We start from the raw sequence: 13995 nt of genomic DNA on the forward strand, positions 1-13995 counted from the left end.
TTGATTTCTTATTTCACAAATCCGCCACCACTTTTAACTTTCTCAGTTTCAATGTTTGTGTTTTCTTTATCTAATTTAAGATTTCCGAAATTGTAGCTTAACGAAATTCTAAAAACTCTACTATCATTCTTTTCATAGAAATTAGTGTTTAAGTTTGGTGCAGCAATTTGAGCAGTTATACTATTTTGATTGAACAAATCAATAGCATGAATTCCGACTTTTAATTTTTTATCTAAAAATTCTTTTTGGAACGAAATATCAAACTGCTGAATAGGTTTTGTGACATCATAGATTTCCCAATTTCCTGGAGGTAAAATATAGTAAGTCATGCTGTTTCTAATATCCCAAGGCAATAAGATTTGAGCTTCAGCTGCATAATTCCAAATAGGTTTTTGTTTAAATGGAAATTCATAACCTTCAATGGTTGTTTTGATATAATTTACACTTAAATATATGTAATTCATTCGGTCAATATTGTTCAAACGTTCCATAAAAACGTCTTTTCCTTTAAAGAAATAATCTAATGGAATTGGGAAGTTAGCATAGGCACTAAAAGTCTTAACACGGTCAAATTGTCTAAAAGTGTTTGAACTAACTAATTCATTTGGTTCTGCACTAAAAACAAAGAAATTTTGATCTTTGGCAACACTATAATTTGTTCCAACTTGCACATAATCTAAAGCCGTGATTTTAAAATCATAATTGTCAAAAAATACTGGATTTAAAAGTAAATTACCACCAGAAGTGTTATATTGATCAAAACTACTTCCGTTTGGATCTAAAGTATTGTAATTAGGCTGTCTAATTTTTCTCGCATAAGAAGAGGAAATGTTTATTTCTTCACTCAATTGATACAATGCACTTACATTTGGAAATAAATTAGTGTTCGAAAATTCAACTTTACTAGCAGTGTTTTCAACTATTCCAGTTCTATTAATATTAAAATCTTCTAAACGCAGTCCTAAAGTGAAATTAAATTTATTAATTTTCTTTCTAGCTTCAGTATAAAAAGCTAAGTTAGATTCCTTATAATCAAAATCAATATTACTTGTTATAGGGTTGTTTAAATTGTATTTTCCAATATTATTTACATCCAAGTGATTGAATTTTCCACCAGTAGTTAAGGTGAAATTATACTTTTGAAATGGAATTGTGAAGTCATATTTTAAATAATAATTTAATAAATCAAAGTTATTCTTTGTGATGAAAGTACTATTTGTATTATTCTCTGTAGCTTTTGAAAACGAATTTGGATTGTTTGAAAATACATTAGAAAACCCAATAATGTCTAACTTTCTTCCAAGTGTATCAAGTTTAGTTTTGTATTGCAAACTAACTTCGTGATTGCTTGATTTGTTTTTAGAAATTCCTTCGTTAAAATAATCTGGAATGCTTGATCCATAAGTTTGTGCATCAAATTCATTTCTATTATTGCTTAAAGTAGCATTGTAATTCAATAATAAATTTGATTTTTTGGAGAGCTTATAATTTGTCCCAATTCTTGAATAAAAATTACGATTGGTAGAAAAAGTCAGTCGTTCTTGTATAATAGTTTCACTTGGATTAAAGGAAGTAAAAGTTTGACCATTTTCCGATTTTTGTTCGCTATCTATATAGTTATAACCAATCATAGTTTGCCAGCTCAAGTTTTTTTCTTTTCCGTTTAAAAGAATTTGTGGACTTGGTTTTTGGTATTTGTTGAAATTATAATTGATATTGAAATTAGCATTTATTCCTTTTAAACGAACAGAACTTGTAACTAAATTTATTACTGAACCACTAGCATTAGCATCAAACGCAGCTCCAGGATTGTAAATTAATTCAATATTGTCAATGGCTTTTGCAGGAAGTGAAGAAAGGTAATTTTTTAAATCATTTCCACTTAAAGAATTTGGAGCATCGTCGATATAAATGACAATTGGTTTTCCATTTAAAGAAAATCCACCAGTTGGCGAAGCAACTACTCCAGGCATTTTTTTAATCGCATCTAAAGCTGTTCCAGAACTAACCAAAGGGTTATCTTTTACATTAATTGTGGTTTTGTCGGATTCAACTTTAATGTATTTTTTTCTATCAGTAAGTACAACTTCTTTCAATGTGTTTAATTTTTCTACAAGAACTACATCGTTTAGCGTAATTGATTTGCTGTTTGCAGTAATTTCAAATGCAATAACTTCTTGGTCGTATTCGTAAGTAAAAATTGTTAGCGTATAATTTCCTGGTTCTAAATTTTCAGTAATAGTAAACTCACAACCAATTTTATTGAAGTATTTGTTGTAAAGAACTTCGTTGTTAAGTTTTCTTTCTAATGTGTAAAAACGATCTGTAGTGTCATTACTACATTGAACTTTTTCGTTGGAAGATTTAACAGTAATTGTTTTTGAAGTTTCTTGCGCAAATATGAAATTGCTGAATAAAAACAATGCAGTTAAAGTAAGTTTCTGAATAGAACTTGAAAATGCAGCAGTGCTAGAACATTTTCGATTAAATGTCTTTTTAATTAGTTTCATTTGATTTTTGATTTGATTGATGATTGTTTATAAGACTAATCAATATCAAAAATGTTACAAAACTTTTTTATTTTATTGTTGAACCTGGCTTACATCACATCTTCTAGGATTACAACCATATCTTGGTGTACTAGAGCATGAAACTAAAAATAAAGTAAGTAAGAATAAAGCAATTATTTTTTTCATAATAGATTTTTTAAACATTCACAAATTGCATTCGCAATAATTGTTCCATATAATTTCGGTCGTTAGAAAGTCTTGGAATTTTATGTTGACCACCTAATTTATCATTTTCTTTTAGCCAATCATAAAATAAACCAGTTTTAGCTACATTTAATACTAACGGATTTAATGTCATGTTATTGTGGCGTTTAGCTTCATAATCTGAATTTAAACTTTGAAGGTTTCTATCCAAAACTTCGCCAAAAGTCACCATGTTTTCGGGTAGTTTTTTAAACTCAACCATCCATTCATGAGCCCCTTGTTTTTTATCTTTCATGAAAATTGGTGCAACAGTGTAATCTATAATTTCACAATTTAATTCTTTACAAGTAGCTGTTAAAGCCATTTCGGTATTCTCAACCATCAACTCTTCACCAAAAACATTTAAATGATGTTTTGTTCTTCCTGTTACTCTAATTCGATAAGGATTTAAACTTGTGAATCTAATTGTATCACCAATCATATAACGCCATAAACCTGAATTTGTCGTAATTACAACTGCGTAATTTTTGTTTAATTCAACTTCATTTAATCGAATAATTCTTTGAGTTGGTTGTCCAAAAGTATCCATTGGAATAAATTCATAAAATATTCCGTAATCTAACATTAATAACAAATCGTTAGAATTATTTAAATCTTGTAAGGCAAAAAATCCTTCCGAGGCATTGTAGATTTCGTAGTACTGAAAATTGTCTTTTGGAAACAGCTTTTTATATTGTTCTCTGTAAGGATCAAAATTTACACCGCCATGAAAATAAACTTCAGCGTTTGGCCAAATGTCCAACATATTTTGTTTTCCAGTTTGTTCCAGTGTTTTGTTTAGTAAAACCATCATCCAACTAGGAACTCCAGCTAAACTAGTTACATTTTCATTTATCGTTTCATTAATTATGGCTGGCATTTTGTTTTCCCAATCACCCATTAATGAAATTGTACTGCTTGGTGTTGAACTAAATTCAGCCCAAATAGGCATATTGTCAATTAAAATAGCCGATAAATCTCCAAAAAAAGTATTGTTATCTTCATACAATTGCTTGCTTCCTCCTAGACGAAGACTTTTCCCCGTAAACATTTGAGAATCTTCATTGTTGTTTAAATACAAACACAATAAATCTTTACTAGCTTTGTAATGACAACCTTCTAAAGATTCACTACTAACAGGAATAAACTTACTTTTAGCATTAGTTGTTCCGCTAGATTTGGCAAACCATTTTATAGGTGTATTCCAAAAAATATTTTGTTCTCCTTTTCGAGTTCGTTCAATTAAAGGTTCTAATTCTTCGTAAGTTGAAACCGGAACTCTTTCAGAAAAGGTTTTGTAATTTGTGATAGAATTGAATTCGTATTGTTTTCCAATAAAAGTGTTTTCAGCTTGTTTTAATAAACTGAAAAGCAACTCTTCTTGTACTTCGTGCGGATATTTTAAAAACAATTCCATTTGATGAATCCGTTTTTTTAAAATAAAAGAAGCAATAGAATTTATGATCGGAAACGCCATATTTTTAAACTGTGAATTATGAATTACGAAATACGAATTATAACTTTACCAAAAATAACAAATTTTGTTGAATATAATACTTTAATCCAAAATCTTTACGAGAATGACATACGAAGGTGTACTTACCAAAATGCAAACAGAAATAGGAAAGCCAATTCAGTACTTTTTGGTCTTTGAAAATAGTTTTTTGAATGTAAATCAGTTAATTGGAAAAGAAACTGAAATCGTTTTTCAAGGGTTTAAATGTTTGAATTGTGGGAAACAAAAGAAAATTTTTCGTCAAGGATTTTGTTATGATTGCTTTATGAGTAGTGCATCAGTAGGTGATTGGATTATGCGACCTGAATTAAGTACAGCGCATTTAGAAATAGAAGATAGAGATTTAGTTTATGAAAAAAAGGTGCAATTGCAACCTCACATTGTCTATTTAGCCTTGTCAAGTGAAGTAAAAGTTGGTGTGACCAGAAAAACTCAAGTGCCTACACGATGGATTGATCAAGGTGCATTGCAAGCTGTTCCAATTGTTGAGGTTCCAAATCGTTATTTGGCTGGAATTACCGAAGTTGCTTTAAAAAATCATTTTGCAGATAAAACCGCTTGGCAAAAAATGCTAAAAAATGATGTGCCTCAAGTTGATTTATTAGCCGAACGATTAAAAGCTGAACAATGGTTGCCAACAGAAGCAAAACCTTTTTTTATGCCTAAAGTTGAATTGTTAGATTTACATTATCCAGTTTTAGAATATCCAACAAAAGTCAAAAGCTTAAATTTAGATAAAACACCATCATTCACAGGAAGAGTATCCGGAATTAAAGGACAATATCTCTTGTTTGAAGATGGAACAGTTTTTAATGTGAGAAGTAATGAAGGTTATGTGGTTAGGATTAGTTTGTAGTTAAAAAGAAAAATTTAAACCTAAATTTATATAACCAGATAAAGAGTTTAATAAAATTTCTTCTACATAAACTTGATTATAATTTATACTGTTTTTAATGTTATTTTGTCTAATATTTAAAATATTATTTCCTTTGATGTAATAATCAATGTTGTTTTTTCTATAAGAAATTTTAAATCCTAAATCGAAAATGTTGTTATTTATAAGTGAAGACGTTTTGTATGAATAATAATTTGAATTTATGTTCCAATTAACTTTGTCTTCTAAAACAACACCATTTAATTTTAAAGTTGGGCTTATTCTTTGAAACTCATTTTCTGTGTTAAAATAATTATTTTTGGTAACACTATTTAAATATTCTACACCAATATTGAAATTAAAATCATTTGATTTAAAATATGATTTATATCCTAAATTAATTTTATTTTGAGATGAATTATTCGTTGAATTAATATTATTTACAATTGTATTTTTTGTTGAAATAGAATTTAATGATTCGATATTAACACCATAAGGAACTGAATAAAACTTTTTGTCAAAAACAAATAACGAAAAGGTTGATTTATCAGTATTTAAATAATCAAATTTCTCTAAAGTTAATAGGTTCGAATTTGTGAAATTCTTACCAATCACTTTATTATTAGTAGTTGAAACTATATTTAAAATCGAAAATATATTTGACTTACTATTTGTGTAAGATAAATTAAATTGAATATTTTTAGACTTAAGTTTTTCATTAATTAAAGTATTAGCAATTAATATTGTACGATAATCTTGTACGATGTCACCATCTAAAAAGTTATAGATTGATGGATTGTTAATTGTTGCATTATAACCTAAAGTTGCACTTAATTTTGAATTAAACTTATAAGTTAAATTAATATTAGGTAAAATATCATTTACAGTTTGATTTAATTTATTCGAGACATTATAGTTGTAATTAATAAAATCTAAACCTAAATTATATTTAAATTTTTCGTTTGAAGTATAATTATACTTAAAAGCCAATGAGTTATTTGTTTTATAAAATCTTGTATCAAAATTATATTGTAAATTTTCTAAACTATAATTATTTAAGTTTTCATTGTCAAAAATTGATTTGAAGTTTATAGTATAACTACCCTTTTTTCTTTTGAAAGTTAAGGTGGATTTAATCCCTAAACTAAATATTGAGTAATTAGTGTTTTGTTCTAAATTATTACTAAAGATATTAAATTGACTCAATGTTTCATTAGAATTTATATTCCTGTTGTTAGAATTGCTTTCAAAATCATTAAAGAAAATAGTTTCAAAAAGCGTTTTTTCAGAAATTTTTTTCTTAAAAGATGTATTGTATCCTATAAGTATATTATCAATTTTATTACTGTTTAAAAATGAATTTTGAAAAGTAGCAAATGAATTTAATAAATTATCTGTCTGTTTATTTTTACTATAAAGCAAATATGCATTTAAATTAAAAAAAGAATTTTTGTCAATTTTGTTTTCGAAGGTAAAAGTATTTGAAAAGAACAAAGAGCTTCCATCATTTTTTTCTGTTTTTAAAATATTTGGACTATTTTCTTGAAAAAATGTTTGAACTTTATTTGTTTCTTGTAAAATATTTAATTTATTAAAAATGGAAACAAATTCAATTCTTTTTTTTGAATTAATCTTGTTTGTATAATTAAGTGTGTAATTTTTTAAATCTTTCGTTTTAGCATCGTCATTTGAAAATAAAAAAGGAGGTAATTCATTTTCTAAAATTAAACCAGAAGAGTTAGTTTCTCCAATTATTTTTTTTCCAATATTTTTTTTAAGAGCAATATAATCAGTTACGGAAATAACAGAATAATTAGTATTGTTTAAGTCGGTTAAAAGATTAAATTTTATTTTTTTTCCAAAATTAAAAAAATTGTTATGTGTTTTATATTGTTTTTTATAACCTAATTCGTTTTCAGAATTACCTTTAAAAATATTTTTAAACTTATCATTTAAACCAACATTTAATGCTGTTACACCACTACTTTCAAAGCCATTTACTGTAGAAAATTTTTGATAATTTTTTAAAACCTCAATTTTCTCTATCATTTCAGCAGTAAGATTTTCAGTTGCTAATTGATGATTGTCTTTAAAGAATTCATCACCATCAATTAATAAATTGTTAACCTGTTTACCGTTGTAACGAATTTTTCCATTATCATCAATAGATATGCCTGGTAACTTTTCTAAAACATCTTTTAGTTTAACTTCTGAACCATTTAGTAATTGTTTTAAATTATATTTTATGGTGTCTTTTTTTTCTATGACATCATAAGATTTACTGCTTAAAATTACTTCTTTGAGATTATTTGTTTTTGATTGTAAAATTATTTTTAAAGGTTCAAAATTTTCTGTAGAAATTTCTTTTTTTTCGAAAGATAAATGAGAAACTTTAATGATAACAGGAAAATTTAGATTTTCAACTTTTAGACTAAAATAACCATTTGCATCTGTTTGTGTAAATTTATTGTTTTGTTCTATTTGAACATTAGCTAATATAACTGGGTTTTGCAAACTATCTTTTACAAAACCCGTTATATTTTGACTGTAAGAAAAATGAAAACAAGAAATTATTATTATAATTAATAACTTTTTTTTCATTTATTTAATAATAATTTTTTCTGTTGTTATTGTAGTATTACCTTCCTGTGTAGTTGTTATTGAAGGTGTTTGATTTTTCAATTTCTTATTAAAAATATCATTTACTTCGTTTATAGTGTATGTTTTTTTATCATTAAAGATTGGAGCATCAATTTTTGAATTGTTATCGATTTGATTTATTTTAACTGCTTTCCATTCATAATATTGAGTATAGACATAAAGTATTAATCCAGGTAAACCATCATATTTTTCTGGACCAATTGAAATACTAATATCTTCAGTAAACCAAGCTGTAGATTCGAAATTATGCCAATTTGAAATTGCTTTTTTACACTTAAATCCTTCAATAATTTTTGTCTCTTCTGTAATTTCCCAATTCCAATTTTGTAAGCTATCTCTGCCTGATAGATTTTCTTGACCACTTGGCCAAATAAATAACATTTCTTTTTCTAAATAATTTTTAAAATATAATTTTTCAGATTTTTTAATTGTGCTTTTATAAATTTCAGTTTTAACTTCAACAGTACCTAATTCTTCATTAGTTTTTTCTGATTCTTTCTTTGAAATTAATTCTTTTTCATTAACATTTTCTGCTTTATATAACGACAATCCATTTGAGTACATTAAAGAAAAATTTTTTGCTTCTTTTCTTTTTTCTCTAAATGGTTCTGGTATTTTTTCTAAACTTTCAGCACTTATTATAGGTCTTTCAGAATATTGTATAATAAAAGTTTGTGCATTTGTATGCATGTAAAATATGAAGAAAATGATAATAATAATGTGTTTTTTCATTTTATTTAAATTTAAGAGTTGCTTTAATTTATAAAGCAACTCTAATTATTATACTGTCATACAACTAGTTCTTGTATGAACTAAATAATCTTGGACTTGTTGTCCCATATCATTTTCATATGGTGAGCCAATTTCTGTCATCGTAACAGTTGTCCAACAATAAGTTAATAGCTCTTCAGTAGTTAATGTCATTGTTTCAGTTTGTTGAGTTTCTACTGAAACTGTTTGAACAACGTTTTCTAAAACAATTTCTGTTGTTTTTTCATTCGCAAATGAAAACGATGCAACCATTAAAGCTGCTACTACTAATAATTTTTTCATAATGTATAAAGTTTAAAAGTTTATACATGCTAAACAAAAAAAAAAAAAACGACATACACAAGAAAAATCGTATTTATTTTTAATTTGTAGTCTAAATATAAATAAAACACCTTCGTTCATTGGTAAATTATCTTTTACAAAGCCCGTTATATTTTGACTGTAAGAAAAATGAACACGAGAAATTATTATAATAATTAATATATTTTATCATTTATTTAATAATAATTTTTTCTCTTGTAATTGTTGTATTGCCGTCTTGTGTTATGGTTTTAGTTGGGGTGTAATTTTTCATCTTATTTATAAAAATATCATTTATTTCAGATAATGTATTAGTTTTTTTGCCATCAAAATTTGGACTTACTATTTCTGTATCATTATCCGTTTGGCTTATTCTAACCGCTTTCCATTCAAAATTTGGGGAATACACATAAAGTATTAAACCTGGTAACCCTTCAAATTTTTCAGGACCAATGTTAATGCTAATTTCATCTGTGTACCAAGCTGTAAAATCATAACCAAGCCAATTAGATGTTGCTTTTCTACAAACAAAACCATCAATTGCTTTAATATCATCTGTGATATTCCATTTCCATTTTTGTAAACTGTCTTTTCCAAACATATTGTCACTTCCACTTGGCCAAACAAAGAGCATTTCTTTTTTTAAATGATCTACATATATAAGTTTTTCTGACTTTTTATTTGTAATTTTTGTAATTATAATATTTTTTTCAATTAAATCTTCTGTTTGTTTTTCTGTAATTTTTTGATTTTCGGTTGTAATATTATCATTCTTACTTTCTATGGATTTGTAAATTGATTTACTGTTTGAATATATTAATTCGTAATTAAACACTTCCGTATATTTTTCCCTTGCATATTCAGGCATTTTTTCTAAACGTTCAGCACTAATAATGTTTTTTTCTTCATAATTTACAATTATTGTTTGAGCATTTGTAAATGAGCAAAAAAACATAGTTACAAATAAAATTTTTAAAGTTTTCATTTTATTAAAGATTAATTTTAGATTTAGGTTTTTAAAATATATAGTTCTGTAGTTTTTAATTACAGAACTATTTAAATTATACCGTCAGACATGTTGTATGTGTCTCTACTATAATAATTTCATGCTGCCCATCCATTCCCCATTCGTATTGACCTGTATGCCATATATATGTATTGGTCCAACAATATCTTAGTAACTCATCAATTGTTAAAAACACTGTCTCTGTTTGTTGAGTTTCTACTGAAGCCGTTTGAGTATTGTTTTCTACAACAATTTCTTTTGTTTTTCATTCGCAAATGAAAACGATGCAACCATTAAGGCTGCTACTAATACTAGTTTTTTCATAATGTATAAAGTTTAAAAGTTTATACGTGCTAAACAAAAAAAAAAAACCACATAAGCAAGAAAAATCGTATTTATTTTTAATTTGTAGTCTAAATTTAGATAAAACACCATCATTCACAGTAAGAGTATCCGGAATTAAAGGACAATATCTCTTGTTTGAAGATGGAACAGTTTTTAATGTGCGAAGTAATGAAGGTTATGTAGTAAGAATTAGTTTGTAAAAAATTAAAAACCCTTTTCATTTGATTGAAAAGGGTTTTTAATTTACTTACTATTTTAAAAATCTACTCGTCTTTTTTCTTTTTATTGAATAGGTTGTTTAAACCATCTTTTACTTTGTCTTTTACAACTTCAGTAGCTTTTGTTTTTACTTCTTCCTTAACTTCTTCTTTGGTTTTTGGTATTACCGTTCCTGTAGAATCTGTTTTGGTTGGAAGACCAGCAGCAGCGCCCAATTGACTTAATCCTTGGTTGATGTATTTGTCTTTTTGTTGTTTAACCAATTGTGTGACTAAATTAGTTGTAGCCATTTTTAAGTCGGTTGTGAATTTTGGTGCAGCAAAACTTCCATTCATAATTCCATTAACAGGAATGCTTTCTAATTTCTTAGCATCAGTAGGAGTTAATTTAGCTATCAAATTATTAACTTCTGTTCCTAAATATTTTACTGGAACATCGAATTTTAAATCATAATTTATGTTTTGATCAAACCCATGAGTTCCGCCAACAGTTACTTTTATATCTTGATATTTTATATCGAATGGTTTAACCGTTACTTTTCCATCATTAAACGTTAATGCAGCTTTTACGTCATTTAAGTTTAATTTATCTAAATTGATAAAGTTCAAATTAGAGGTTAAAGTAGAAAGTAATTTTGAGTTTTTATCATTAACTGTGGTTGATAATAATTGTCCAATTAAATCACCTGAAAGAGTTTTTAAATCTGGAGTCATATCATTTGTCAAATTACCAGATAATTTTATAGTTGAATTTAATTTTCCGTTTATCACACCAGCAATTGGAGCAATTTTAGCCAACATATCTAATTGTGTAAATGATTCAGCTATATTAACTTGATTTAAACCTAAATCCATTTTAAATGTTGGAACTTTACCTTTAGTAGAAACAGTTCCATTCATGCCAATGTTTCCACCAAATATTGACATTTTTAAATTGTTTAAGGCAATGGCTTCATCTTTTATTACCAAGTTTCCTGAAACATCTTTTAAAATCAAATTATCATAGACTACATTATTAGCTTTTGCCGAAATTGTACAATCTAAAAAGGCTGGAATTTTAACTGCTTCTGTTGCTTTTTTCCCTTCAGTGGTTGTTGTAGTGGTAGGCTCCATAAAATCTGAAACCATTAAATTATTTGAATTCATATTAAAATTTCCTTTCAATACTTGATTTTTAAACATAAATCCGTAGAAATTGTCTAAGGCACCAGTTACATTCAAATCAGAACTTCCTGTTTTTGCATCAAATTGATTTAATTGAATTTTACTAGTGTTAAAAGTGATGTCTGCCTTATTAATTAAAAACGGTTTTGCCATTTCTGGACCTGTATAATTAAAACCAGTAATTGACATGTTTCCTGAATTTTGAATGTTTTGATATTGAGAAGTTTCAACAGATTTCATATCAAATTTAGTCACAACATCAGCTTTTAATATTCCTGATAAAGGTTGGTCTAATTGAACTGGATAGGCTTTTGTAACATTAGCTAAATTGATTGTTCCTTTTAATTCTGCATTTACTAAAGCGTTTTCAAAATTTCTGATGTTTGCTTTTATATTAAAAACGTCTTGATCAATAGAAAATGATAATTTATCTAAATTCACGTAAGTGTCATTCATTAAACCAGTTTCATTAACAATATCTGTATCAATTACAATATTTTTTACTGCTTTTGGTAAATCAGGATACTTGAACATTGCATTGTTTGAAGCAATTTTAATGTTGAATTTAGGAATTGTAGTTTCTGTTAATTTTCCGTTTACTTTACCGTTTACCGTAAAATCACCAGATGTTTGTACTTTATTAATATCACCTGAATAAGCTTCTGGAACTAATCCTAAAAAGTTTTTAAAGGAAGAGGTTGGCGTTTTAAATGTCAAATTATATAATTGACCATCATCAACCATTTGAAGGGAACCATCAAATTCTAATGGCAATTGATTGATTAAAGCTTTATTGTCTTTGAAATCAAACTTCATTTTATCCATATCAATCCCTAAAACAGCATCTAATGAAACAGCTACATTTTTCATGTATTTATTTTTCTCCATTTCAAGGGAAAGTTTAGCTGTTGTTTTTGTGTCTAAGTCTAATTTTTGTGCAGCAAAGTTTCCTGTTCCAGAGTGATTAATACTGTCTAAAACCATTTTTATATCTGAACCTTGATCTAAATAAGTAAAACGAAGATTCTCAACTTTATAATCTTGTATGTTTAAAGCAAAAGGTTTGCTATCGCTTTCATCAGCTGGTTTGTCATCTTTTAAGGCAATATCATAGTTTCCAACTCCATCTTTGTTGAAAATGATGTTTACTATTCCGTTTTCAGAAGAAATACTTTCTAAATTTATGGTTTCAGAAGCGTCTTTGAATAATTCTTTGATGCTCATTTTTAGATTCGTTTCACCACTATAAAACAAAGTATCGCCTTCAAAAGGAGCTTTATTGATAATGCTTAATTTACTAATAGTAACATTAGCTTTAGGAAAACTTTTAAGTAAACTTAAATCTACATCTTCAAAAGCAACTTTTGCATCAACACTTTCGTTTAATGTTTTAGCAATCATTTCTTTAATTTTATCTTTAAAGATAAAAGGTGCTGCAACTAATCCAATAATTACAACTAGTAAAGTAATTCCTGTGATTTTTAAAATTTTCTTAAGCATAAGGTTCAATTTATAAAGTGACTTTTATTAAGTATTAATCTAAAGCAAAAGTAATACCAAATTGAAAAAGAATGTATTAAGATTTTAATAAAGTTTTTCAGAATTTAAATTAATCGATAAGAAGTTCGTCATTAGGGTTTAACTTAAATTTCTTTCTAAAAAGATATACAGCCAGATACATAAAAGGAGTGTCAAATAGTGCAATAATAACTTTGAAAGCAAAACCACTAATAAATAGCTTACCAAATATTTCCCATGGGAGTATATTAAAAGAGCAAAGTAAAAATAACACCGAAAAAGTGTCAATAGCTTGTGATGTTATTGTGGAAAAATTATTACGCAACCAGAGCATTTTTCCTTTGGTCAGTTTTTTCCAAAAATGATATACTCGAATGTCTATATATTGAGCAAATAGATACGCAGTCATGGAAGCCAAAACGGCTAAAGCAGTTTGTCCAAAAACCTTACTGAATAATTCATTAGTTATAGGAGAACTTTCAATAGCTGGGACTTCATTGGCGATAAAAATAATTAGCAAAGAAAAGATAGATGCAAAAATACCAGTAGTAACAACTTGATTTGCTTTTTTCTTTCCATAAATTTCTGAAATAATGTCTGTGACTAAAAATGTAATTGGGTATGGAATAATTCCGACAGAAATTTCAAAAAGTTTGGCGCCCAAAATTGTGACTTCTCCAAATGGATGCCAATAAAAAAACTTTTGGAAGATTAAATTAGATACAACTAAAGAGGCAATGAAAAGACCACCAAGAATAAAATAAATTTTTTGTGCTAAAAGTTTGTCTTTAGTATTCATTTTTTGTTTAATTTAAAACAAATATAATTAAACAAAATAAATTAAATAAAAAAACCACTAAATTTTTAGT

General features: G+C 26.9%; 9 protein-coding genes and 1 pseudogene. 2 read left to right on the forward strand and 8 right to left on the reverse strand.

Annotated features, from left to right (window positions below; translation table 11 throughout):
* Positions 1-8 precede the first annotated feature (8 nt).
* Together G507_RS0114655 and G507_RS0114660 are read right to left on the reverse strand one after the other, a co-directional pair.
* Positions 9-2510 carry an outer membrane beta-barrel family protein gene (locus G507_RS0114655; RefSeq protein ID WP_026718198.1) on the reverse strand — a complete coding sequence of 834 codons (2502 nt, stop codon included), beginning with the start codon at positions 2508-2510 and terminating at the stop codon, positions 9-11.
* Positions 2511-2706: 196 nt separating this feature from the next.
* Entirely contained in the window at positions 2707-4230 is a 1524-nt protein-coding gene (locus tag G507_RS0114660; RefSeq protein ID WP_026718199.1) for a GH3 auxin-responsive promoter family protein, read from the reverse strand.
* A 103-nt stretch (positions 4231-4333) separates the two neighbouring features.
* Here G507_RS0114660 and G507_RS0114665 point away from each other — a divergent pair, with 103 nt between their 5' ends.
* Positions 4334-5125 carry a DUF2797 domain-containing protein gene (locus tag G507_RS0114665; RefSeq protein WP_026718200.1) on the forward strand — a complete coding sequence of 264 codons (792 nt, stop codon included), beginning with the start codon at positions 4334-4336 and terminating at the stop codon, positions 5123-5125.
* Here G507_RS0114665 and G507_RS0114670 read toward each other — a convergent pair whose 3' ends face one another.
* The 4 genes from G507_RS0114670 to G507_RS0114685 form a co-directional block, all read right to left on the reverse strand.
* Positions 5126-7744, reverse strand: a complete 2619-nt coding sequence (locus G507_RS0114670) for a TonB-dependent receptor (RefSeq protein ID WP_026718201.1) — start codon at positions 7742-7744, stop codon at positions 5126-5128.
* Positions 7745-8536 carry a GLPGLI family protein gene (locus tag G507_RS0114675; protein ID WP_084518996.1) on the reverse strand — a complete coding sequence of 264 codons (792 nt, stop codon included), beginning with the start codon at positions 8534-8536 and terminating at the stop codon, positions 7745-7747. It lies immediately after the preceding gene.
* 48 nt (positions 8537-8584) lie between these two features.
* On the reverse strand, positions 8585-8857 hold the full coding sequence (locus G507_RS0114680; protein ID WP_026718203.1) for a hypothetical protein: 273 nt from the start codon (positions 8855-8857) through the stop codon (positions 8585-8587).
* Between the two features lie 211 nt (positions 8858-9068).
* Positions 9069-9860, reverse strand: a complete 792-nt coding sequence (locus G507_RS0114685) for a GLPGLI family protein (RefSeq protein WP_026718204.1) — start codon at positions 9858-9860, stop codon at positions 9069-9071.
* A gap of 425 nt (positions 9861-10285) precedes the next feature.
* On the opposite strand from G507_RS0114685, the pseudogene G507_RS0114695 reads away from it, so the two are divergent.
* Positions 10286-10426: pseudogene (locus G507_RS0114695) on the forward strand (DUF2797 domain-containing protein); the annotation flags it as partial.
* 63 nt (positions 10427-10489) lie between these two features.
* Here the strand turns inward: G507_RS0114695 and G507_RS0114700 are convergent.
* Positions 10490-13108 carry an AsmA-like C-terminal region-containing protein gene (locus G507_RS0114700; RefSeq protein ID WP_026718206.1) on the reverse strand — a complete coding sequence of 873 codons (2619 nt, stop codon included), beginning with the start codon at positions 13106-13108 and terminating at the stop codon, positions 10490-10492.
* Between the two features lie 109 nt (positions 13109-13217).
* A complete protein-coding gene (locus G507_RS0114705) occupies positions 13218-13925 on the reverse strand; it encodes a queuosine precursor transporter (RefSeq protein ID WP_026718207.1) in 708 nt (235 codons plus the stop codon).
* Positions 13926-13995: the final 70 nt, after the last annotated feature.

It is taken from the genome of Flavobacterium gelidilacus DSM 15343, assembly GCF_000422685.1.
Taxonomy (GTDB): domain Bacteria; phylum Bacteroidota; class Bacteroidia; order Flavobacteriales; family Flavobacteriaceae; genus Flavobacterium; species Flavobacterium gelidilacus.